Raw genomic sequence first — 21,680 nt, 5'->3', positions numbered from 1 at the left:
GAATCCAAAAAGGGCATAGGAGGCAAAATGGAAAACTTCAATGATTTTTTAATCACAATGTTTTTGACTTTTAAAGTCGCTTTGATTACAACCTTTGTCTTATTGTTGATTGCAATTCCATTGGGCTATTTTTTGGCTTTTACGCGAAGTCGCGCGACGCCGATTTTAGAAGCGATCGTCTCTATGCCGCTTGTATTGCCGCCAAGTGTGCTTGGATTCTATCTTTTGATTACTTTTAGTCCGCAAAGTCCTTTGGGGAAGTTTTTGCTAGAAACTTTTAATTTGAAGCTTGTTTTTAGTTTTGAAGGCTTGATTGTAGGTTCGGTGATTTTTTCGCTTCCTTTTATGGTGAATCCTATTCAAGCGGGTTTTGCCGCTTTGCCAAAATCGCTTTTTGAAGCGGCTTTGACGCTTGGCAAAAGTCGCATTAGGATTCTTTATTCTGTTTTGTTGCCCAATATCTCGCGTTCTGTGCTTGTAGGAATTGTCGTAACTTTCGCTCATACGATTGGAGAATTTGGGGTCGTAATGATGATTGGGGGGAATATTCAAGGACAAACGCGCTTGGCGAGTATTGCGATTTATGATGAGGTAGAATCTCTTAATTACGCACTTGCACATCAATATGCCCTGACACTCTTTGTGATTACTTTTTCTGTATTGCTCATTACTTTTTATCTCAACAAAAGAAAAGCAAAATGATATTTTTGGATTTTAAAAAGCGTTTGCATAGCACACAAGGTGATTTGACCTTAGAAGTTTGTTGTGAGTTGAAGTCTCAAGATTTAATTACGCTGTTTGGTAAAAGCGGCGCAGGAAAAACTACGATTCTGCGCATTTTAGCGGGGCTTGGTGAGCCAGATTGTGGAATCATTCAGGTTAATGGTGCGACTTGGTATGATTCTAAAGCCAAAATCAATCTACCGCCACAAAAGCGCGGAATCGGATTCGTATTTCAAGATTACGCGCTTTTTCCTAATATGAGTGTAGAGGAAAATTTGCGCTTTGCTTTGCCTAAAAATGCACCTAAGAATCGCATAGAATCCTTGTTAGAGATTACCGAGCTTGGGGCTTTACGCGACTTAAAGCCTGATATGTTAAGTGGCGGACAACAACAACGCGTAGCATTGGCGCGTGCGTTGGTTCGCTCTCCGGAAATACTACTGCTTGATGAGCCATTTTCTGCACTTGATTATGCGATGGCGCATAAATTACAAGAGGAGTTGTTGCGTATTCATCGGCATTTTAAGCTCACTACTTTTTTGGTAAGTCATAATTTTAGCGAAGTGTTTTTTCTGTCCAATTTCGTTGTGCATTTGGAATCGGGCAAGATTGACAAGCTAGGATTGCCAAATGAAGTCTTTTTGGACGGATTGCCAAGCGGGAAGTTCCGTCAAAATGGACAAGTGTTGGAAGTTAGGGAAAATGGTTTGGTGTGTGTTGTGAGTGTGTTGGTGGGAAATGAGATTATTCAGATTACAACAAGCAAAAAAGAAGCGGAAGGATTGCAGAGTGGGGATTTGGTGATGATTGCCTCTAAAGCGTGGAATCCTGTGTTTGTCAAGATAGGGCATTCTCGTTAGCTTCTAATAGATTCTATGATTGCAAAAGTTGGCAAAACTTTGTTGTAATAATTTGCATTGCAATTTCAGGATTCTAACTTTAAAATAGAATCTAAAAACAAAATTAAGATTCTGCGATTCTACATTTTTTCTTGTAGGAAAAATTGAATTTCCTTTAATGGTTTTATCCTGCAGAATCTTTAAATAATTAAACAATGCTTGAAGTTTAAGTGAGTCATTGAAAGACTTTAATAGTGGAAAATATTTTAAAGTTAAAGAATCTTTTTATTGGATTGATGAGAAAAAGAAAGGGTGGTACGCCCAAGAGGATTCGAACCTCTGACCTACGGCTTAGAAGGCCGTTGCTCTATCCAGCTGAGCTATGAGCGCACTTGGTACCAAAGGGGAGACTTGAACTCCCGACCTCCGGCTTATGAGACCAGCGCTCTAAACCAGCTGAGCTACCTTGGCATACCAAAAGCGGAAATGTAATTTTATCGTTTTTTCTTTAAAGAGGCATTAAAAGTATCATTTGGATTGTATTTTTAGTCACATAATGGCGTGAGGATTGCACTCCAATCTTGGCAGAGTTGATTGAGATTCCACCGCGCATTTGCTGGGCTTGTAGAGGGTAAGGCAGTATGCGGCAAAAGAAGAATCGCAGAATCCTTAAAGGCTTGTTGGTAGATTTGCGCCGCTTTTTTGCCATTAAAGAAAATATGGCGGATTTGCGTGTTTTGAATCAGAGATTCTAGTGGCGCAGTTTTGATGGGTTTGAGAGTGTTGTCGCTCGACTTTGTGATTTTGCATTCTAAGCAAACATCAAAAAGCGCAATTTTGTGCATTTGCAGAAATGAAATTTTTTCTTCGCGATTCTTATCTTGTAATTCACAGGAAAATAATCTTGCTAATACTTGCCAAAAACGATTGTGTGGATTGGAGTAATAGAAATTTTGTTCGCGCGAGATAATGGAGGGAAAAGAACCTAAAATAAGGATTTTGGAATCATGATAGAAAATTGGCGCGAAAGGGTGGAGCAAAATAGAATCCGAAGTTTGTTTGTTGGCATTATGCGTTTTCATTGGGAGATTGGCGTTAGGATAAAAATTGCTCATAAAGCAACTTTGCCGCCATAATAAAGGACATAATAACCACAAGAGGTTTGATGATGCGGATTCCATAAGTGATTGCCACGCGAGAGCCTAAATTTGCCCCGATGAGCTGTCCTATTCCCATAACAAAGCCGATTACCCAAATGATTTTACCACCGAGTGCGAAGAAAATTAGGGAAGCAATGTTGGTAGCGAAATTGTAGAATTTGGCTTGCCCGAGACTTTGAGTGATTCCAAATCCACCTAAAAGGATTAATGCTAGAATGAAAAAAGAGCCTGTGCCCGGTCCAAAAAAGCCATCATATAACCCAAGAAAAGCAAGGGCTAACATTAGGAATCCTTTGTGGATTGTGGTAGCTTTTTGCTCCTCGCTGATTCTTGGAGAAAATAAAAAATAGATTCCAAAGAGGAGAATCAAAAAAGGTAGAATCTTAGAGAGAAATTCTGTGTGGATAAACTGCACTCCAATCGTCCCGATTGCCGAAAAAACAAAGACAAGGATTGCAAAGGGGAAATAGCGTCTAAAATCTATATAGCCTTTTTGATAGAAGTGGTAAGCTGCTGAAGCACTGCCAAAAGTGGATTGTAGCTTGTTGGTGGCTAAGGCTTCAAGCGGTGGGATTCCGCTAAGCAAAAGGGCGGGGATTGTAATCATTCCTCCACCTCCTGCGATAGAATCCACGAATCCCGCGACAAATGCCACGCAGAATAAACTTAAAAGCAGGAAAAAGTCAAGATTGGAGAAAACTTCTTGCATTAAGATTCCTTAGGTTTTGTCTGTTAAAGCTAGATTGCAAGGCATAAACTTTAATCAAAATCCTTGCATTCCAAAGTGAAATTCGGAGGCTTGATTGAAGTTTATCCCCTCCAAAACATTCTTTAAGAATGTGTTGGGGAGTTTAAGGGGAGCTAGTCTATTTGTCTGCGTATAAATGCAGGAATCTCTAAATAGTCTTCATTGACACATTCTCCCCCGCTAACTTTTTTTCTTACGCGAAGAGCATTGTCTTGTTGATTGATTTTTTGGCTCATATCTTTTGGGTTCACAAGCTTTAGCGTGGAAGCATCTTCCGTGCTACTTACTTCTGAAGTTGTAGCGGTAGTTTGTGCAACATCACGCTCGAATCCTGTGGCTACGATTGTAATACGCACTTTATCTCTTTCTACGCTTGAATCGGTTGTTGTTCCAAAGATGACCTCTGCTTCTGGGTCTGTATTGCTTTCTACGATTTCCATTGCATTGGAGATTTCCGCTAAAGGATAATCAGGATTGAAATAAAAATGCACCAAGACGCCTTTTGCGCCATTAATAGACATATTATCAAACAAGGGAGATTCAATCGCCATTTTGATTGCCTCTTTCGCAGCGTCTGCACCGCTAGATTCGCCAATCCCCATAAGTGCCATACCTTTGTGGTGCATCACGGTTTTAACATCAGCAAAATCCACATTAATATCCCCTGCGCTATGAGATAAAATTACACCACTCATTCCATTAACCGCACGCACAAGCACATCATCAACGATTCTAAAACTATCTTTAAGCCCAAGATTTTTATCTACAATAGAGAGGAGTTTTTCATTAGGAATCACAACGATAGAATCACTTTCTGCTTTGAGTTCGCGATAGCCTTCTTCTGCGAGTTTTGCGCGTTGTCTTCCTTCCCAACGAAAAGGCTTAGTTACGATAGATACGGTGAGTGCGCCTACTTCTTTAGCTGCTTTGGCGATGACAGGTGCAGCTCCTGTGCCTGTCCCACCACCAAGCCCAGCGGAGATGAAAACAATGTCAGTATTCTCTAAAAATTGTTTGAGTTCTTCATAGCTTTCTAATGCTGCATCTTTGCCCACTTGAGGTTTCATACCTGCGCCTAAACCCTTTGTAAGTTTCGCCCCGAGTTGGATTCTAATAGGGGCATTTGAACTACTAATCGCTTGTGCGTCTGTGTTTGCAACCGCTAATTCAATACCCTCATAAGTGCCTGTATTGATTAAATGCCCAATCATATTGCTACCACCGCCACCAACGCCAATCACTTTAATATTTGCGCCGAATTTTGGATTGACTTCTTGAATTTCTATCATTGCTTTACTCCTCCTAAATTAAATCAAAACATTTGTGTAAGTTTTTGCCACAGTTGTCCAAAGAAATTGTTATTTTTGGTGTGAATCTTCTTGATTTCTTTGATGTCGCTTAAATCTTGTTTAATATCTGACCCACTTTTTGGCACGCTATTTACGGGATTTGGAATCGTTTGTTGCTTTTCCCTTAATGGATCAAAAGGGAGAATGTTTTTTGTAAATGGTGCAACATCTTCTTCTAACTTCTCATTATGATAGCGAATCCGCTTTTCCGAATCTATTTCATAGTTTGTGTATTTACCTGAAGCATAGAGGATTAATCCGATTCCTGTGGAGTATTCTGGTCCTCTTAAATCTGTAAATAAACCATCAATTTCTATGGGTTTGGCAAGGCGAACAGGGACGCCAAAGAGTGCCATTGCCAAATCACGGATTCCATCTAATTGGGTCATGCCTCCTGTGAGCACGACCCCACTTCCTAATTGATCTTTTAAGTTGCTGTGTTCTAGGGATTTGGCTAGAAATTGTAAAATTTCTTCCACACGCGCATAACTAACACTATACACGGTGGCAAGAGAGACCTGATGTTTGCCACTATCTCCACCGCCAATGCTTGGAATCTCAATAAGATTTTCTGTGTCCTCTGAAGCTTTTGGGAAGCCACCATATTGGATTTTTACTTGTTCTGCAATAGAATGTGGAGTATGGAGTGCCACCGCTAAGTCGTTGGTAATATGATTAGAACCCAAGCACAAGAAATCATTGTATCGCAGAGAATTTCCTACATGAACCATTAGTTCACAAGTGCTTCCACCCATATCAATACAAGCAACTCCTAAGTTTTTCTCGTCTTCGCTTAAAACAGCAATGGAAGAAGCATAAGAGGAAAGCACAATGTTGCTAATTTCAATCCCCGCACCCTTGATAGCCTTTTTAAGGTTTCCTAGACTTGATTTTTGTGCTGTGATGATACGGACTGAAACTTCTAAACGACTACCACTCATACCCATAGGATCATCAATAAAGTCTTGGTCGTCTAGCTTGAAATTATAAGGTAAAATATGCACAACTTCGTATTCGCTAGGGATAGACGCATTATAAAGGGCGGTTTGGATTACGCGGTTAATTTCTTTTATGCCAATTTCATTATTGGGAATATTGACAACTCCGTTGCTGTTGGTGCTTTTGGTATAAGCACCAGAAATGGAGATTGCTGCTTTATTGATATTTGTCCCTGCTACGCGCCTCGCGTCATTTACGGCGTCTTTGATTGCCCGACTTGCTTGTTCTATATTGGTGATAGAACCTTTTTTGAGACCTTGTGATTTATGGAATCCTGTGCCGATGATATGCGGGATTCCGTCTTTGCAAGTGGCGATAATTGCGCAGATTTTTGTTGAACCTATATCAATACCTAAGAGTGTCTGCTCCAAATCCTTATCCTTTGTTCCAAATCATTCTATTATTTTACCATACTTTTAGATTTTTCTAACGATTTTATAAGTTTTTAATAAATATTCCATCAAAGCGACATCTGCTAGTCTTGACTTGACTTGCATACCGCTTTGAGTTAAAAAATCTAAATTTTTCGCCATTATATCAGAATTTTTTAGTCTTTGGTCAAGGATTTCATATAAAATTATCTTATCTTTTAAGAAAATATAATTTTTTGCCTGTGTTTTGGTAAAAAGTTGTGCGATAAATTCTTGACTTTCTTGCTCGTCCAAACCTTCAAGTTTGATACGACTTTCACGACTTAAATAACCAACATCTATGCCCTTAAAATCAGCTAATTGGGCTTTGGCTTTTTCTTCTAGTAGTTTTGCTTTTTCAAAATTAATAAAATCTTCTGTGGCGTCTAATTTGGCGGCTTCATAGGATTTTGGCTCACTTGGAATGATTTTAATCACCTTTGCGGTGATATAACCCTCTTTGGTTTTGATTGGTTTAATTGTGCTTTGTTCTTTTGTCTGGCTTAAGATATTTAAAAGCTCTACCTCATAATGTGTATCACCTTCGTAAATAACGCTCGTTTTGGCATTAGGATTCTCTCCTTTGCGTAGGGAAATATATTCTTTTAGGGATTCTTTTTCTGCTTGGGCGTCTTTATATTTTTCTAAAACCTGCTCCCTAGCTTCTTTGAAAGGCAGAAGTTGTCCATTAGAATCTAAGAATTGGTTTTTGAAATCCTCATAATATTTTTTCAAGCTTTCTTCATCGGCTTGGATTTGGTTGGGAGAGATTAGGACGCTTAAAATTTCATAGCCGCGCTCCGTCTGATAAATATCTTGATTCTCTTCCCAATATTTTTTGATGGCTTCTGATGTGGGTGTGAAAAGAATATCGGATTGTCTTAGAATCTGAATTTTGATATGATCTTCTGTGAAATACGCTGCACTCATCATTTGTGTTTCAAGCGGTGTGAGCGGAATCTCTAAAAGCACATTTAATTTCTCTAGCAACAAACTTTCGCCTACTTCTTCTTCAAAATCTTTAGGACGCAGTTGGTTGTCTGCCAAGAGGCGTTTATAGATTTCATTGTCAAATTTTCCATTGTTTTGGAAAGTATCCATTGAAGCAATCATATTGACAATCTCTTCTTCGCTGACGCGCAAACCTAAATCATAAGCATAGTTAAGTCTTAAAGCGCGTGAAATGAGATTGTTTAAGGCTTGTTCCTCAATTCCTATTTTTTTGGCTTGTTCATTATCTAACGAGCCATTAAAGAGTTGATTGTAGAGGTTGTAAAGTTTGGCGTATTCTCGTTGTAGTTTTTCAATGCTGATTTGTCTTTCTCCTACGATGGCTGCGGCATTGCTCGTGCTTGAAAAGCTATAACTCCCCCAACCTACGAATCCTGCCCCGACAAATGCAATCGTGCTAATCCAAATCGTGATGATTAAATATTTTTTGTGTTTTTGCATCCAACCAATCATAAAAAAACTCCAACTATCATTTAAAATTATTAAAATCTCAATTTTATTTTTGAAATAAGCTTGGGATTCTATTCTAAAAACATTTAAAAAGCGGTAAAATAATCTTATTTTTTGTTTTATTCCTTAAAAAGAGAAGAAAGAATGTTAAGATTATTTTTAGGTGCTTCTTGTGTGCTGGTTTCTTTTGCGCTTTGTGTATCTTGAATCACGCTATCAATTTCTCTTAGCTCAATTTCAAAACCTGTAAGCATAGAAGCAAGACGAATATTGATTCCGCTCTTGCCGATTGCTTTTGGTTTTTGTTCATTTGTAATACTTACGATTGCTTTGTTTTCTTCTATTACAACACTAATTACAAGCGCGGGTGAAAGCGCACGAGCAATGTAGATTTCAGGTTGTGGAGAGTATTCTATGCAATCAATACTTTCGTTTTTTAACTCTTTGGAAACTGCATTGATGCGCACACCTTTGATTCCAACTGTCGCGCCTACGGGGTCAATTTTGGCAGAAGTAGTTTGCAAAGCGATTTTGGCGCGTTCTCCGGGAATTCTTGCGCAATTTACGATTTCTACTTCCCCGTCTTTAATTTCTGGCACTTCTAGTTTTAAAAGCTCTTCTAGCATTTTAGGTGTGGTGCGGCTTAATTCAATCATAATCCCATTTTGGCGGTCAATCCCCACATGTTTAAGCACTGCCCCAATAACTTGCCCGACATTAAACTCTTCGCCTTTAATGCGATTCTTTTTAGGCAGAATCGCACGGATTTCGTCAATCTCCACGAAAGTATTTCCTAGATTGTCAATGCGCACGACATTTCCGCTGACGATTTTGCCAACTTGTGATTTGTATTTATCAAAGAGCTGTGTTTCAATGAGGCGTTGGATTTTAAATTCAAGCTCACGAAATAGCATATTTACCGCACTTCTACTCATGTCTTCTAAGCTTAATTCATAGCGCAATTCATCGCCGACTTTAATTTCATTATCGTGTTTTTTCGCTTCTGATAAAGGAATGAAATTGTTTTTGTCTTCGGTGTTGGGGTCGTCATTCTCGCACACGCGAATCACTTGATAAAGGTGAAGTGTTTTGTTTTTTTTATCAATCTCTGCTTCATAGTAAATGTTAGAATCCAAAGTCTCTTTGGCGACTTTTATCACCGCTTCTTTCACTGCTTCAGAAACATTCTCAATCGGTAATCCCTTTTCATAGGAGATACCTTCAATAATATCCAATATTTTTTCCAAAATCTATCCTTGAAAATTTTTTGTCCAATATCTTAAGTTGTCATTGTGGTTGATAATCTTAAAAATAACTTTTCAATTCTAGCTTATATTTCATTTATAATTGCTTTAGCGTAAGAAGATATTGGGGATAAATTAAAGATTTTGCACTTTAAACCATAGAATCTTATGAGTATTTAAGGGCTTTAGCGCAAATTATTTTGATGTTGGAATCCCTAAATCAAAGTATATTTAAAGAATTGAATCAATTTTTAAGTAAAAAATCTGTATAATCAAATATTTTTCTAAAAAAGTTAAGGGTGAAATATGGATATTAAATTAGCACGCGAACATATCAACGAAAAGCCAATGAAAGTTACAATCAAGAAACTAGAAGAAATGCTAGAGGATAAAAACACGGATATTTTTTATTGCGACAAAGAAAATTCCCACAAAGAAATGCAATCTTTGCTAGAATATTTTGAAAAAAAGGGTAAACGAGCGTATTTTAGGGAAGTTCGCTATGGATTAGACGAGGGCGATTATATGTATGAAATGCACATTTTGTAAGTAGCCCCTTTGAGCAAAAAGCTTTATATTGAAACTCTTGGTTGTGCAATGAATGAGCGTGATAGTGCGCACATTATTGCAGAGCTAGAAGAAAAGGAACATTACTCATTAACGCAGAATCCCAAAGAAGCGGATTTGATTTTGATTAACACTTGTTCAGTTCGTGAAAAGCCTGAAAAAAAGCTATTTTCAGAAATTGGACAATACGCAAAGATTAAGAAAGAAAATGCAAAGATTGGCGTTTGTGGCTGCACAGCAAGTCATTTAGGGGATTTGATTCTCAAAAAAACAAAATCCGTTGATTTTGTGCTAGGTGCGCGCAATGTTTCTAAAATCACGCAAATTATCCACGAAAAGCGTGTTGCTTGGGTGGATATTGATTATGATGAAAGTGCTTATGTTTTTAGCCCAAATCCCCATTCTCCATTAAAAGGTATGATTAATATCTCTATTGGTTGCGACAAAAAATGCACTTATTGTATTGTCCCACACACGCGCGGAAATGAAATTTCAATCCCAGCCGATTTGATTTTAGAGGAAGCAAGGCGTATGGTGGAAAATGGCACAAAAGAGATTCTGCTTTTGGGACAAAATGTCAATAATTATGGCAAATACTTTTCACACAGCCACCGCGCGATAAACTTTACGCAACTTCTTAATGAAATCTCGCAAATTAATGGCTTGGAGCGCATTCGCTTCACTTCTCCGCACCCTTTGCATATGGACGATGATTTTATTATAGAGGTAGCGCAGAATCCCAAAATCTGCAAAGCAATCCATATGCCTTTGCAAAGCGGTTCTAGCGCGATTTTGCAGAAGATGAGGCGCGGATATAGCAAGGAATGGTTTTTGAATCGTGTGGAAAAAATGCGTTCTTTGATTCCGAATTTGAGTATCGGGACGGATATTATTGTGGGATTCCCCACAGAGAGTGAAGAGGATTTTTTGGATACTTTAGATGTGCTAGAAAAAGTGCGTTTTGATACGCTTTATAGTTTTATTTACTCTACGCGTCCGCATACACAGGCGCAGAAATGGCTAGAAGTGGATAGAAGTGTAGAGTTAGTAGAAGAGCAAATCGCAAAAGAGCGTCTCTTACGCCTTAAAGACAGGCATAAAGAAATCTTAACAGAAGATAATTTAAAGCAAATAGGCAGAGTGCATAAGATTTTGTTTGAAAGTTTTGATGCAACACATTCTTTACTTGAAGGTCGCAGTGATACCAATAAGCTCGTTAGGGTTAAGGCAGAGAGCGGTTTGGTAGGAGAGATTTGCGAAGTTAGAATCAGCCAAGTCAAAGGTGCGCAGCTTCTAGGGGAGCTTATTTCATAGATTATTTAAGAATCCGCAATGTATTTGATAGATCCAGCAAAATTAAAAAATTTTAAAAACAAATTGAAGCATAAGAAAAGAGAGGTTTTTATCAAGATTCTTCCTCCAATTTTTGCTTGTATTATCAAAGTTTTATCATATTTGGTTCGTTTTGAATTTCAGATTTCCCCAAAAGTCTTAGAAAGAATCCAACAAAATCAAGCGTTCATCATCGCATTTTGGCATGGAGAATTGTTGCTGCAACCTTTGGTGTGCAATAAATTTTGCAATCAAAATCAAAAGGTTTCTGTTCTCATCAGTCAGCATTTTGACGGAGAGCTAATCAGTAGGACGATTCGGTATTTTGGCATTGATTCTCTGCGTGGTTCAAGTTCTAAAGGAGGAATCCGCGCACTTTTAGAGGCAATAAGAAAGATTCAGAATCAAGAATATATTGCTATTACTCCTGATGGTCCTAGCGGTCCTTATCATAGTGTTGCCGATGGAATCGTGCTTTTATCGCAAAAGTCAAAAACTCCTATCGTGGTTTCAAGGATTCTATATCAAAATGCTTGGGAGTTTAAAAGCTGGGATAGATTCAAGATTCCAAAGCCTTTTAGTAAGGTGCTTTGCGTGATAAAAGAGCCTTTGGAAATAGAATCTTTGGAGCTAGAAGAAGCAAAGAATCTCATTCAATCCAAAATGGAAGAGGATTAAAACTTAACAAGAGGTAATTTTGACGATGAAATGGGCGGCGTGGGGTTTTGTTTTATTGGTTTTGATTGCGGGATATTTTTACTTTTCGCCCTCTTATAGTTTAAGCCGTGAGGCAAAGAGGGAGTTTGCAAAGGGTAATTTTGAAGTTTCTTATCAACTTGCCACACAAGCTTTAGAAGCTGACCCTTATAATCGTTCTGCTTTTGGCATTTCTAGTCAATCCAAACAACGCATTAATATTCAGAATCTTTTACAAAAAACAAAACAAAATTACGAACAAGCTTTAGAGATTCTAAAGCAGGGAAGTTTAAGCCCTCAAGAGTTTTTGCAGTTGCGTTGGATTGTAGAAGAGTTTGATAGAGATTATCACGCGGTTTTAATGCTCAATAATCCAAATCAAGAGGAAGAAATGCAGCTCCAACAATACCAAGATTGGTTCTTGCAACTACAAAATCGCCTAGAAGAGGCGCACGAATCCATACAAAAAAAGCAGGTTCAAGCAAAATAGGCTAAGAATCTTAAGAATATGTTTTATTTTTATTGAAAACTTTATAAATTTTAGATAGAATTTATTTCTTGCATTTAATTCAATATTTTTTAAGGTATCCAAATGAAAATCTTTTATTCTCTCTTATTGATTGCTACTTTTGGGTTTGCAGAATTTGGCGTTATGGGCTATGATACGCATAGTGAGGAAGTCCTAAAAACCTTTGATGTAGAGCCGGAATTTCTAAATAATGAATATTTTGTTGATGTGAAAAACACTTTTTTGAGTGAAGCGCGACAAGATTATTTGTTGGCTAAATTTAAAAATGGCTATGAATTTATCCCCACGCTAAAAGAAATGTTTTTAAAAGAGGGAATCCCGCAAGAGTTTTTGTATCTTGCGATGATTGAATCGGGCTTTTCTCTCACAGCGAAGTCTAGCAAACGCGCAACAGGAATGTGGCAGTTTATGCCCCAAACTGCAAAATCTTTGGGCTTAGAAATCAATGCGCAAATTGACGAGCGCAAAGATCCGATTAAATCCACCAAAGCCGCGATTGCTTACCTTAAAACGCTTAAAGAAAGTTTTGGTAAATGGTATCTTGCTGCGATTGCCTATAACTGCGGTGATGGACGACTAAGACGCGCGATTGAACAAGCTGGTAGTGATTCTCTTAGTGTATTGCTTGACCCAGAGATTAAATATATTCCCCTTGAAAGTCGTATGTATATTCGTAAAATCCTCTCTGTTTCTTTGATGTTTGCCAATGTGGATATACTTAAAACAAGTGATTATGATTATTTTTTAAATCGTGGAGCGACCTCTTTGCTTACCGCGATTGAAGTCCCACCGGCAACTCCTCTTAGTAGAATCGCCTCGCAAACAGGATTAAGTTTGCAAGAATTGAAATATTATAATCCACAATTTAAGCGTAATCTCACGCCAACTTATGCCAAAACTTACGCAGTATATGTGCCTTACCAATTTTTGGCGCGTTACAAAGAAAACGCACAAAATCAAGAAAAACTCCAAGTGAAACCTTACCTAGTTCATCGCGTTAGAAAAGGAGAAACGATTTATTCTATCGCTAAACATTATGGGGTTTCTAGCAAACGCATTGCGCAATACAATGAAATTAAAAATGTCAATGCTCTTTCTATTAACCAAGAAATTATTATCCCGCTTGATAAGGACAAAGCGTGAAAAATTTTTGCAGGATTCCATTAAGTTTTGCGATTTTTTTTGTTGTTGGATTAGGTTGGAGCGGTTGTTCGTTTGGCGAAAATAATGTTTATTATAATCCTTCTCCTACTTCTGCAACAAGCACCCCTGATTATGGAGTGATGAATAATAGCCAACAAGCGCAAAAAGCGACAATGAAGCCTTATAAAGTCAATGGTAAATGGTATTATCCTACCAATGTGGCACTTGGGGAAACTTATGACGGAATCGCAAGTTGGTATGGTCCGAAATTTCATGGCAAAAAAACTTCCAATGGTGAGACTTATAGTATGTATGCGCATACAGCTGCACACAAAACTTTACCAATGAATACGATTGTGCGCGTAACAAGCAAAGAAAATGGCAAATCTACAATCGTGCGCATTAACGATCGTGGTCCTTTCGTTGCAGGAAGAATCATTGATTTGTCCAATAGCGCGGCAAAAGATATTGAAATGGTGGGCAAAGGCACGGCAAGAGTGCGCATAGAAGTGATTGGATTTAATGGGGCGATTTCGGATTCTATGCCATTAAATCAAGAAACACTCGCACGAAGCGAATATAAAGTCGCACATACACAGCAAAGTATGCAGCTTTCCCAATTCCTCGTGCAAATCGGTGCTTTTAGAAAAAAAGAGGGGGCGATTAGCTACCAAAAAACCCACGCAAAGCAATACGATTATCAAGTGGTGATTAAGGAATATATGTTGCAAGGTTCAGTGATTTATCGTGTGATGTTAAGCGGGTTTAAAAGTGAAGCAGAAGCGAGAGATTTTGTCGCTTCACAAAAAATTACAGGCGCATTTATCACGACCGATTAAAGAAAGAATCTTAAAGGTTGAACTTTTATCAAGAAAAGGCGGATTATGGAAACTCTAACACGCAATACCAAAGAAACGCAAATCACAGCGACTTTGGAAGTTTATGGCGAGGGCAAAGCAGAGATTGAAACAAAAATTGGATTCTTTAACCATATGTTGGAATCCCTTTGCAAACACGCAAACTGGAATCTGCAATTACAATGTATTGGGGATTTGGAAGTGGATTTTCACCATAGTGTAGAGGATTGCGGAATCGTGATTGGGAGTTTGCTAAAATCCTTGCTTTTTCCTATTCAAAAAATTGAACGATTCGGCAATGCTTCTATTGTGATGGACGAAGCGTGTGTGGAATGTGATTTGGATATTAGCAATCGTCCTTTTTTGGTTTTTGATTTAGAGCTTGATGGTAAAGTAGGGGATTTTGATTGTGAATTAGTAGAAGAGTTTTTTCGCGCAGTCGTGATGAATGCCGGAATTTCTGCGCATATCATCAAAAAACGAGGCAAGAATAAACACCATTTGATTGAAGCCGCTTTTAAAGCATTTGCAGTGGCTTTGCGTCGCGCAAGTGCCAAAAATGAAACACTTGGAATCCCAAGCACAAAAGGGGTTTTATGATTGAATTAATCGTGTTAGATGTTGATGGCACTTTGAGTGATGGGAGTTTGATTTATAGCAATGAGGGCGTGGAGCTGAAAGCCTTTAATGTCAAAGACGGCTTAGGAATCGCGGCTTGGCTTAAACTTGGAAAAAAAGTGGCGATTATCACAGGCAGAGAATCTAAACTCGTCAAGAATCGCGCAGAAGAGCTAAAGATTACTTATCTAAAACAAGGCATTAGCAACAAAGCAAAGGCACTAGAAGAGATTTTAAAAGAATCCCATCTCACACTTAAAGAAGTCGCAGTCATTGGCGATGATTTGAATGATTTAAGTATGCTAAAGCGTGTGAAATATTCCTTTGCTCCCGCAGATGCGGTTAAAGAAGTGAAGAAGAGCGTGTATAAGGTTTTGAAGCATAAAGGCGGCAAAGGTGCAGTGCGTGAGATGATTCAATGGTTGATTAAAAAAGAAAATTTACAAGCCAAACTCTATGAAATCTTTGCCTAATTCCTTTAAAAGTGGTCGTTTAGTCCCGATATTTTTCCTCTTTCTTTGTGTTTTTAGCCTTGTAATGGTGGTTGTTTTGGGAGGCAAGAGAGCGCAAAATGCTAAAAACATAGAAGAGATTTCAAGGTTTGAAATTTTTGATTTTGAATATTATAGAATCGGAATGCAAGGCGTGAGCATTGTTGCATTTGGCAAAAAAGGGCGTGAGAATCCCCAACAAATCAACGAATTAGAGCATTTTAATGTGAGCAATTTCACTTTTGCCTCTCAAGAAAATACAAAAGGTATGGAAGAGAGTTTGCAATCTAGTTTTGCACTCTATGATAATCAGGAGATTTTTTTCCCACAAGGCGTGAATTATCAGCGAGATAAGACGGAGTTTTGGAGTCAAAAAGCGCGGTATAATCCGGACAAAAAAGAATTAAAGGGCGCGGGAGAATTTATTATCTTAGATGAAAACTATAAGATTCGCGGACAAGATATTACTTATATCGGCGACAAAGTCTATGCCCAAAATATTTATGGAATCCTAAGGACGAATCCATGAAATTTCTAGCGGGATTCTTGTTGGTTTTCTTTGTTTCCTTTGCGTGGGCAGATGAAATTGAAGTGAGTGCAAAAGAGCTGATTGGAGATGAAAAGCGCAAAATGACACAGCTTAAGGGAAATGTAGAAGTCAAACGCGCAAACGATTTGTTAAAGGCAAATGAAGCTTGGATTTATTTGGATTCTAATAATCGTCCTAACAAAATGCAGGCAAAAGGAAATGTGCGTTTTTGGCTTACTTTGCAAGATGGGCGCAAGATTGAAGGAGAAGCCAATGAAGCCCTTTATTTCCCAGCAAATCAAGAATATCAGATTCTAGGAAATGCGATGGTCAAGGAAATTGCCAAAAACAATATCGTGCGCGGAGATAAAATCATCATTCGTTACAAAGAGGGCTTTATCAATGTTATAGGCAACGACGCTAAACCTGCGCGTTTGATTTTTAGATTAGAAAAAGAGCAACAATGAGCCAATATTCTCTTAAATCTGCACGATTCCTCACTTCAGCACAAAATCTTGCACAATGCCCTCCGCCGATGATTTCAGAAGTCGCATTTTTGGGGCGTAGCAATGTGGGTAAAAGCACATTGATTAACCTCATTTGTCAGCAAAAAAATCTAGCAAAAAGCTCTTCAACGCCCGGAAAAACGCAGTTAATCAATTTCTTTTTAAGCGAGTGGAGAGAAAAGTCTCTAAAGGAATCCCAACAAGAATCCAAAAAGATTCAAAATTCTGATTCTGCAGAATCAGAAATCCTCAAAGTAATGTTAGTGGATTTGCCGGGCTTTGGTTATGCCAAAGTCGCCAAAAGTCAAAAAGAATTGTGGAATCGCAATCTAGTAGAGTTTTTGCAAAAACGCGATAGCATTCGTTTGTTTGTGCATTTGGTGGATAGCCGACATACGGATTTGGAGATTGATTCTAATTTGGTTGCATTTATTACGCAATTCCTTAGGGGCGACCAGCAAATCATTCGGATTTTTACGAAGTTTGATAAGCTCAACAAAACAATGCAAAACAAGCTAAAATCCGCATTTCCTGACGCGTTATTTTCTAGTTCTTTGCAAAAACACGCATATAATAGAATCGCGGATTGTATTGTCGCAAAAGTGCTTGGGCGTGAGATTCCAAAAGAATCTATGGAGGCAGTATGATTATTGGACGACCGATTTTAGATGATATTTCTATGATGCGCGAAATTGTGCGCCCAGAAGTTGAAGGTGGCGTGATTTTAGAACGATCTGTTGAAATTATGGCAAATATGATTCGTTCTTATCGTGTGGCGTGGGAAGAAGAATCCGTGCTAGAAGTGGCGATACAAAAACAAAGTAAATTAAAAAGAGAATCCAAAAGTTTTAAAGAACTTCAAAAGCCTATTATGTTAGGATTCTGTGCTTTGCATATTCATTCTTTGGAGTTGGCTGAAATTCGCAGTCTCATCGTTGCGCCAAATGCTAGAAAATTGGGTGTAGGAAGCGCGTTGATATTGGATTGTGAGCTTGAAGGCAAGGCACTTGGAGTTAAGGAAGTTTTGGTTTTGACTTACCAACGCATTTTGTTTGAAAAATTGGGTTTTTGTGAAATCAGTAAAGAAAACATACCCAATCAAAAAATATGGGCGGATTGTATCTTATGCAAACATTTTCCACTATGCGAAGAAATAGCACTAATCAAAAAAATATAAAATACTTTTTTTTGGTGGTTGCGCTGATTGTTTATGTCGCGCTAACAGATATTTTTTATTTTTTGCCCCCGCTTTTGGGTGTAATGTATGTCTTGGCGCAAGAAAATTACGAAGAACATTCAGTAGAAGTTTTTTATTTTTTAGTGCCATTTTTTCTTTATTTTGAAGCGAGTAAGGGTTTGCCATTTTTAAGCTTGATTTTATTTATGGCAGTTTCGTTTGAAGTGGTGTTGCCAAAATTTCGTAAGTTTTTTGGTTCTAGTAAAATCTTCATTCCTTTGTTTATTGTGTATGCGTATTTGGGGTATTTCGCATTTTTAGAGATTTTTGGCTTGTTTTTGGAAGTAGATATGCCACAGATTTCGTGGCTTATGGGGTGGTATATCGCTTGTGAAATCATTTTGGTTTGGTTTTTTATGTGGATTTTGTTATGAATGTGCGATTAAGTGTTATTTTTGTAGCTTTTGTATTGTTTTGGATTGTGTTGTTAATAAGAATCTTTGATTTGAGCATTTTAAAGCAAAAGAGTTTTGAAGAACAAGCGCAGAATAATATCTTGCGTGAGGAATACATCGTCCCTGTGCGTGGGCAGATTTTAGACCGCAATGGAGAGCCGCTTGCGACCAATAATGTAGGCTTTGCGCTGTCCTTGCCACCGCGAATGTCTTTGCGCTCCAATTTGCCTTTGTTGGAGCAAGAAATAGAGCGACTTTTGACATTTTTTCCAATGTATTCTAAAGAAAAATTGATTCAAGAATATAGCAAAAAAGATTCGCCCTATAATCACGATTATATTCCTATTATTGAATTTGTAGAGCATTCTTTCATCTTAGAGCATTACACGCAACTTTCCCAAAGCGAAAGATTGCGCATTACTCCATTGGCGCGGAGATTCTATCCTAATACAACTTCTGCTTCCCATGTGATTGGTTATGTCAGCAAGGCAAATCAAAAAGATATTGAAAGGCAACCCATTGCAAAATACACAGGAAATATTGGCAAAGAGGGGCTAGAGCGGCAATACGATACTTATTTGCAAGGTGAAGTTGGGAAGCGTGTTGTCAAAGTAACTGCACTAAATCAAGAAATGGAAGTCGTTTCGCATAAAGAAGCGACTGAAAACAACAACCTCACCACCACGCTAGATATTAGAATCCAGCGCGTAATGGACGAGATTTTTGAAGATAAAAATGGCGCGGCTATTATTATGGATATTCATAGCGGAGAGATTCTAGCTGCAGGGAGCTATCCCGAATATAATTTAAACCATTTTGTCGGAGGAATCTCGTATGAGAATTGGAATCTTTTGCGCAATAGCCCCTATAAGCCTTTGATTAACAAATTTATCAATGGCTTATATCCGCCCGGTTCTGTCATTAAAATGGGAATGGGATTAGCACTTTTAGAATACGCCGGGATTAGTGAGACGACAGAGATAAAAACCCCCGCTTTTATAGAGCTTGGAGGGAGGAAGTTTCGGGATTGGAAAAAGGAGGGGCATGGAAGTGCGGATTTGTATAAAGCAATCAAGCGAAGCGTAGATGTGTATTTCTATATTCTTTCTTTGCGCACAGATTTTGAAAAGATTGCAGGGGTGCTGAAAACTATGGGATTGGGGCAAAAAACGGGCGTGGATTTGCCCAATGAATTTACAGGAATCGTGCCAAGCCCAAGTCTTAAAAAGTCGCGCTTCAAACAAGATTGGTATTCGGGTGATAATATCGTCAGTTCCATTGGGCAAGGATTGTTTCTCACTACGCCTTTGCAAATTGCCAATTACACCGCTTTGATTGCGAGTGGTAAGTTGCCCGTGCCGCATTTTGCCAAAAAAATAGAGCATGATATTTTTTATAAGCCTAGAGATGTGCTAAATGAGTTTCAAAAAAGCAAACTTCCTGTGCTTAGAGAGGGAATGCGTCAAGTTTGCTCCGAAGTAGGTGGCACAGCAAACTATGCGACAAGAGAATCCAAAGCTTATCTCGCGTGTAAAACCGGAACTGCGCAAGTTGTCGGGATTTCACAAGCGGATAAAGAGCGTATCAAAGAAAAAGATATGGATTATTTTCATCGTTCTCAAGCTTGGATTACAAGCTTTCTTCCAGCGGATAATCCGCGCTATGTGATTACGATAATGGTGGAACACGGAGGTAGCGGAAGTGGGACAGGCGGACCGGTATTAGCTAAACTTGCTAATGTTTTGGTGGATTTAGATTATGTGAAGCCACGCGGGGTTAAAACACCCAAAGTCATTAATGCTGCGGATTCTACCTTTGAAGCGGAGGCGGAATAAAATGCAAACAGAATCCCAAATAGAATTTATAGAATCCTTGCCCAAGTTGCTTAATGGCAAGAAGATTATCGTAGGTGTGTGCGGTAGTGTCGCGATTTATAAGACTTTAGAAGTGATTAGAATCTTGCAAAAGCTAGGTGCAAGTGTGCGCGTGGTGATGAGTGCAAGTGCGCAGGAATTTATTAAGCCTTTGCTTTTTGAAGCGATTTCGCATTTTCAGGTTTTGACGCAAGAATCGCAAAGTTGGGGGAGCAATCCTTGCAATCACATTGAACTTGCAAACTTTGGCGATGTGTTTTTAATTGCACCAACAAGCGCGAACACGCTAAATAAACTTGCCAATGGAATCAGCGATAATGTTTTGTTGGAGAGTTTTTTAGCGTTTGATAAAACAAAGATTCTAGCCCCAGCGGCAAATACCAAAATGTTAGAAAATCCTGCAACACAAGAATCCTTAAGTATTCTACAAAAGCGTGGTGTGCAGATTGTTTTGCCAGAATGCAAGGAGTTAGCGTGTGGAGTGGTGGGCAATGGCGCGTTGGCAAATCCGCTAGAAATTGTGTTTTGCACTTTACGCGCGTTGCTTCAAACGCCTTTTTGGGAGCAGTGCGAAGTCTGCGTGAGCGGAGGCGGAAGTAGGGAAGCATTGGATAGTGTGCGCTATCTCTCTAACTTTTCTAGTGGCAAAATGGGAGCTTCTTTGGCTTTAGCGGCGTATTGTTTGGGGGCGAAAGTTTGCTTTGTAAGCTCACAAATTCCTTATCCTTTGCCTCTAGGAATAGAGATTCAAAGGGTAGAATCTAGCAATGAGTTTTTAGAGTCAATCCTCAAATGGCAAAACCATAAGCCTACGCCAAAAAAACAATCGTTTTTGTTTATGAGTGCTGCGATGAGCGATTATGTCCCGATTCAAAAAGTGAGAGGGAAATTAAAAAAACAAGAAATTGGCAAAGTTTGGAATCTCCAACTTCAAGAAAATAAAGATATTTTAGCTTCTTTAGAAAAGAAACAAAAAACGATTGGATTTAAACTAGAATCTAGCGCGTTAGAAACAAGCGTCCAAAATGCACAAAACGCCTTGAAAGCCAAGAATTTAGACGCGGTTTGTTTAAATACTATCACAGATTCTAGCAATCCTTTAGAATCCCAACACAACCAAATCTTTTGGATTCGCGATTCTTTTAAAGTAGATTTGGGATTTAGCGACAAGTTTAGCCTAAGCTTTAAAATCCTGCAAGAGGCGCAAAATCTATGATTAAGCAATTAAGCCAACTTTCGCAAGTCCAAAACACGCTACAAAACTCCGTGAGTAAGCCCACGCAGTTTAACGCCGCGCTTCCGATGAAGTTAGAGGTTATGGAGAAAATGCAAGGAATCCGCTATATGCTAAAAGTCGGCAATATTGCAATGGAGACTAAAAGCCTTAAAGAATTGGAAGTTGGCGGGAAATATTGGGCGCAAATGGGGCGCGGAAGCACGGGGGCGATTACGCTATCCAATCTCATCAAACAGCCCGATTTGCTAAAAGACCAAAATGTCCCGCTTAAACTTAGTAGCGAAGTGATGCAGCAGTTTTTGGAGGGTGAGAATCCTTTTGAAGCGATGAAAGGGTTTTTGAGTGAGCGTTTGGCAAGTTCGGAATCTCGGTGGGAATTTGCTTTTTTGAGCCATATGTTAATGTCGCTAAAACAAAAGGTTTTGACGATTCCTTTGCATTATGATGATGAAAGCAAAGATGGCTTAATGCAACTACGCAAAAGACGCGTGGGAAGCGAGGAGTGCTTGGAGTTTTATTCTGTGTTTTCAAATCTTGGCGCGACTTGGGGAATGCTTTGGAATTTCAAAGAGGGCGTGAGGCTAGATATTAGCGTGATGTATGAGGGAGTGGCGCGGCTTTTGCGGGAAAATCTAAACGAGCTTGAATTTATCCGCGAAACCAATATTAGCGTAGATAGCGCAATCGTGCCTCTTTATGATTTTAGCGATTCTTTGTTGGATTTAGAGGGTTAGGA

At 38.8% G+C, this 21,680-nt stretch carries 24 protein-coding genes and 2 tRNA genes; 18 read left to right on the top strand and 8 right to left on the bottom strand.

Annotation, left to right across the window (positions count from 1 at the left end; genetic code table 11):
* Positions 1 to 27: 27 nt before the first annotated feature.
* Complete coding sequence (gene modB, locus LS69_RS02585) at positions 28 to 702, top strand: molybdate ABC transporter permease subunit (RefSeq protein ID WP_138121841.1); 675 nt, start codon at positions 28 to 30, stop codon at positions 700 to 702.
* Positions 699 to 1,583, top strand: a complete 885-nt coding sequence (locus tag LS69_RS02580; RefSeq protein WP_138121840.1) for an ATP-binding cassette domain-containing protein — start codon at positions 699 to 701, stop codon at positions 1,581 to 1,583. Before modB ends, LS69_RS02580 begins: the two co-directional genes overlap by 4 nt.
* Positions 1,584 to 1,875: 292 nt before the next feature.
* Here LS69_RS02580 and LS69_RS02575 read toward each other — a convergent pair.
* The 8 genes from LS69_RS02575 to nusA form a co-directional block, all read right to left on the bottom strand.
* Positions 1,876 to 1,952: transfer RNA gene (locus tag LS69_RS02575), tRNA-Arg, on the bottom strand.
* Between the two features lie 3 nt (positions 1,953 to 1,955).
* Positions 1,956 to 2,033 (bottom strand) — tRNA-Met (locus LS69_RS02570).
* Between the two features lie 74 nt (positions 2,034 to 2,107).
* A complete protein-coding gene (locus tag LS69_RS02565) occupies positions 2,108 to 2,677 on the bottom strand; it encodes a DNA-deoxyinosine glycosylase (protein ID WP_238699072.1) in 570 nt (189 codons plus the stop codon).
* The gene (locus LS69_RS02560; RefSeq protein WP_138121839.1) at positions 2,658 to 3,431 is read right to left on the bottom strand and encodes a TSUP family transporter; all 774 of its coding nucleotides are present in this window, start codon (positions 3,429 to 3,431) and stop codon (positions 2,658 to 2,660) included. The genes LS69_RS02565 and LS69_RS02560 overlap by 20 nt, the downstream gene beginning before the upstream one ends.
* A gap of 152 nt (positions 3,432 to 3,583) precedes the next feature.
* Positions 3,584 to 4,759 carry a cell division protein FtsZ gene (ftsZ, locus tag LS69_RS02555; RefSeq protein ID WP_138121838.1) on the bottom strand — a complete coding sequence of 392 codons (1,176 nt, stop codon included), beginning with the start codon at positions 4,757 to 4,759 and terminating at the stop codon, positions 3,584 to 3,586.
* Positions 4,760 to 4,782: 23 nt separating this feature from the next.
* Complete coding sequence (gene ftsA / locus LS69_RS02550; RefSeq protein ID WP_138121837.1) at positions 4,783 to 6,189, bottom strand: cell division protein FtsA; 1,407 nt, start codon at positions 6,187 to 6,189, stop codon at positions 4,783 to 4,785.
* A 45-nt stretch (positions 6,190 to 6,234) separates the two neighbouring features.
* The gene (locus tag LS69_RS02545; protein WP_138121836.1) at positions 6,235 to 7,692 is read right to left on the bottom strand and encodes a peptidylprolyl isomerase; all 1,458 of its coding nucleotides are present in this window, start codon (positions 7,690 to 7,692) and stop codon (positions 6,235 to 6,237) included.
* 116 nt (positions 7,693 to 7,808) lie between these two features.
* The gene (gene nusA, locus LS69_RS02540) at positions 7,809 to 8,936 is read right to left on the bottom strand and encodes a transcription termination factor NusA (protein WP_138121835.1); all 1,128 of its coding nucleotides are present in this window, start codon (positions 8,934 to 8,936) and stop codon (positions 7,809 to 7,811) included.
* 303 nt (positions 8,937 to 9,239) lie between these two features.
* Here nusA and LS69_RS02535 point away from each other — a divergent pair, with 303 nt between their 5' ends.
* The 16 genes from LS69_RS02535 to LS69_RS02460 all read left to right on the top strand — a co-directional run bounded on the left by LS69_RS02535 (position 9,240) and on the right by LS69_RS02460 (position 21,678).
* Complete coding sequence (locus LS69_RS02535) at positions 9,240 to 9,482, top strand: HP0268 family nuclease (RefSeq protein WP_138121834.1); 243 nt, start codon at positions 9,240 to 9,242, stop codon at positions 9,480 to 9,482.
* Positions 9,483 to 9,491: 9 nt separating this feature from the next.
* Positions 9,492 to 10,814, top strand: a complete 1,323-nt coding sequence (gene miaB, locus LS69_RS02530) for a tRNA (N6-isopentenyl adenosine(37)-C2)-methylthiotransferase MiaB (protein ID WP_138121833.1) — start codon at positions 9,492 to 9,494, stop codon at positions 10,812 to 10,814.
* A gap of 18 nt (positions 10,815 to 10,832) precedes the next feature.
* Positions 10,833 to 11,510, top strand: coding sequence for a lysophospholipid acyltransferase family protein (locus tag LS69_RS02525; protein WP_138121832.1), 678 nt, complete (start codon positions 10,833 to 10,835; stop codon positions 11,508 to 11,510).
* A 25-nt stretch (positions 11,511 to 11,535) separates the two neighbouring features.
* Positions 11,536 to 12,018 carry a hypothetical protein gene (locus LS69_RS02520; RefSeq protein WP_138121831.1) on the top strand — a complete coding sequence of 161 codons (483 nt, stop codon included), beginning with the start codon at positions 11,536 to 11,538 and terminating at the stop codon, positions 12,016 to 12,018.
* 102 nt (positions 12,019 to 12,120) lie between these two features.
* Positions 12,121 to 13,200, top strand: a complete 1,080-nt coding sequence (locus tag LS69_RS02515) for a lytic transglycosylase domain-containing protein (protein WP_138121830.1) — start codon at positions 12,121 to 12,123, stop codon at positions 13,198 to 13,200.
* A gap of 140 nt (positions 13,201 to 13,340) precedes the next feature.
* The gene (locus LS69_RS02510; RefSeq protein WP_138121950.1) at positions 13,341 to 14,039 is read left to right on the top strand and encodes a septal ring lytic transglycosylase RlpA family protein; all 699 of its coding nucleotides are present in this window, start codon (positions 13,341 to 13,343) and stop codon (positions 14,037 to 14,039) included.
* A gap of 45 nt (positions 14,040 to 14,084) precedes the next feature.
* Positions 14,085 to 14,657: an imidazoleglycerol-phosphate dehydratase HisB gene (hisB, locus tag LS69_RS02505; RefSeq protein ID WP_138121829.1), complete on the top strand. Its 573-nt coding sequence runs from the start codon at positions 14,085 to 14,087 to the stop codon at positions 14,655 to 14,657.
* A complete protein-coding gene (locus LS69_RS02500; RefSeq protein ID WP_138121828.1) occupies positions 14,654 to 15,148 on the top strand; it encodes an HAD-IIIA family hydrolase in 495 nt (164 codons plus the stop codon). Before hisB ends, LS69_RS02500 begins: the two co-directional genes overlap by 4 nt.
* Complete coding sequence (locus LS69_RS02495) at positions 15,132 to 15,695, top strand: hypothetical protein (protein WP_138121827.1); 564 nt, start codon at positions 15,132 to 15,134, stop codon at positions 15,693 to 15,695. Before LS69_RS02500 ends, LS69_RS02495 begins: the two co-directional genes overlap by 17 nt.
* The gene (gene lptA / locus LS69_RS02490) at positions 15,692 to 16,162 is read left to right on the top strand and encodes a lipopolysaccharide transport periplasmic protein LptA (RefSeq protein WP_138121826.1); all 471 of its coding nucleotides are present in this window, start codon (positions 15,692 to 15,694) and stop codon (positions 16,160 to 16,162) included. The genes LS69_RS02495 and lptA overlap by 4 nt, the downstream gene beginning before the upstream one ends.
* The gene (locus tag LS69_RS02485; RefSeq protein ID WP_138121825.1) at positions 16,159 to 16,848 is read left to right on the top strand and encodes a GTP-binding protein; all 690 of its coding nucleotides are present in this window, start codon (positions 16,159 to 16,161) and stop codon (positions 16,846 to 16,848) included. The genes lptA and LS69_RS02485 overlap by 4 nt, the downstream gene beginning before the upstream one ends.
* Entirely contained in the window at positions 16,845 to 17,378 is a 534-nt protein-coding gene (locus LS69_RS02480; RefSeq protein WP_138121824.1) for a GNAT family N-acetyltransferase, read from the top strand. The genes LS69_RS02485 and LS69_RS02480 overlap by 4 nt, the downstream gene beginning before the upstream one ends.
* Entirely contained in the window at positions 17,345 to 17,812 is a 468-nt protein-coding gene (locus LS69_RS02475) for a hypothetical protein (protein WP_238699071.1), read from the top strand. The genes LS69_RS02480 and LS69_RS02475 overlap by 34 nt, the downstream gene beginning before the upstream one ends.
* Positions 17,809 to 19,668: a penicillin-binding protein 2 gene (mrdA, locus tag LS69_RS02470; RefSeq protein ID WP_138121822.1), complete on the top strand. Its 1,860-nt coding sequence runs from the start codon at positions 17,809 to 17,811 to the stop codon at positions 19,666 to 19,668. Before LS69_RS02475 ends, mrdA begins: the two co-directional genes overlap by 4 nt.
* A 1-nt stretch (position 19,669) precedes the next feature.
* On the top strand, positions 19,670 to 20,923 hold the full coding sequence (gene coaBC, locus LS69_RS02465) for a bifunctional phosphopantothenoylcysteine decarboxylase/phosphopantothenate--cysteine ligase CoaBC (protein ID WP_138121821.1): 1,254 nt from the start codon (positions 19,670 to 19,672) through the stop codon (positions 20,921 to 20,923).
* Positions 20,920 to 21,678: a hypothetical protein gene (locus LS69_RS02460; RefSeq protein WP_138121820.1), complete on the top strand. Its 759-nt coding sequence runs from the start codon at positions 20,920 to 20,922 to the stop codon at positions 21,676 to 21,678. The genes coaBC and LS69_RS02460 overlap by 4 nt, the downstream gene beginning before the upstream one ends.
* Positions 21,679 to 21,680 lie beyond the last annotated feature (2 nt).

Source organism: Helicobacter sp. MIT 05-5294, assembly GCF_000765675.1.
GTDB lineage: Bacteria > Campylobacterota > Campylobacteria > Campylobacterales > Helicobacteraceae > Helicobacter_D.
The sequence above is the reverse complement of the archived record's forward strand: the minus strand, read 5'-3'. Positions and strand labels throughout refer to the sequence as shown.

Coding starts and splice junctions, on each gene's coding strand:
- LS69_RS02565 (WP_238699072.1), bottom strand. CDS start 2,677: ATGAGCAATTTTTATCCTAACGCCAATCTCCCAATGAAAACGCATAAT.
- lptA (WP_138121826.1), top strand. CDS start 15,692: ATGAAATTTCTAGCGGGATTCTTGTTGGTTTTCTTTGTTTCCTTTGCG.
- LS69_RS02535 (WP_138121834.1), top strand. CDS start 9,240: ATGGATATTAAATTAGCACGCGAACATATCAACGAAAAGCCAATGAAA.
- LS69_RS02475 (WP_238699071.1), top strand. CDS start 17,345: ATGCGAAGAAATAGCACTAATCAAAAAAATATAAAATACTTTTTTTTG.
- ftsZ (WP_138121838.1), bottom strand. CDS start 4,759: ATGATAGAAATTCAAGAAGTCAATCCAAAATTCGGCGCAAATATTAAA.
- LS69_RS02525 (WP_138121832.1), top strand. CDS start 10,833: ATGTATTTGATAGATCCAGCAAAATTAAAAAATTTTAAAAACAAATTG.
- coaBC (WP_138121821.1), top strand. CDS start 19,670: ATGCAAACAGAATCCCAAATAGAATTTATAGAATCCTTGCCCAAGTTG.
- LS69_RS02480 (WP_138121824.1), top strand. CDS start 16,845: ATGATTATTGGACGACCGATTTTAGATGATATTTCTATGATGCGCGAA.
- modB (WP_138121841.1), top strand. CDS start 28: ATGGAAAACTTCAATGATTTTTTAATCACAATGTTTTTGACTTTTAAA.
- LS69_RS02485 (WP_138121825.1), top strand. CDS start 16,159: ATGAGCCAATATTCTCTTAAATCTGCACGATTCCTCACTTCAGCACAA.
- LS69_RS02515 (WP_138121830.1), top strand. CDS start 12,121: ATGAAAATCTTTTATTCTCTCTTATTGATTGCTACTTTTGGGTTTGCA.
- LS69_RS02495 (WP_138121827.1), top strand. CDS start 15,132: ATGAAATCTTTGCCTAATTCCTTTAAAAGTGGTCGTTTAGTCCCGATA.
- LS69_RS02460 (WP_138121820.1), top strand. CDS start 20,920: ATGATTAAGCAATTAAGCCAACTTTCGCAAGTCCAAAACACGCTACAA.
- LS69_RS02580 (WP_138121840.1), top strand. CDS start 699: ATGATATTTTTGGATTTTAAAAAGCGTTTGCATAGCACACAAGGTGAT.
- LS69_RS02510 (WP_138121950.1), top strand. CDS start 13,341: ATGAATAATAGCCAACAAGCGCAAAAAGCGACAATGAAGCCTTATAAA.
- hisB (WP_138121829.1), top strand. CDS start 14,085: ATGGAAACTCTAACACGCAATACCAAAGAAACGCAAATCACAGCGACT.
- LS69_RS02560 (WP_138121839.1), bottom strand. CDS start 3,431: ATGCAAGAAGTTTTCTCCAATCTTGACTTTTTCCTGCTTTTAAGTTTA.
- mrdA (WP_138121822.1), top strand. CDS start 17,809: ATGAATGTGCGATTAAGTGTTATTTTTGTAGCTTTTGTATTGTTTTGG.
- LS69_RS02500 (WP_138121828.1), top strand. CDS start 14,654: ATGATTGAATTAATCGTGTTAGATGTTGATGGCACTTTGAGTGATGGG.
- LS69_RS02545 (WP_138121836.1), bottom strand. CDS start 7,692: ATGATTGGTTGGATGCAAAAACACAAAAAATATTTAATCATCACGATT.
- LS69_RS02520 (WP_138121831.1), top strand. CDS start 11,536: ATGAAATGGGCGGCGTGGGGTTTTGTTTTATTGGTTTTGATTGCGGGA.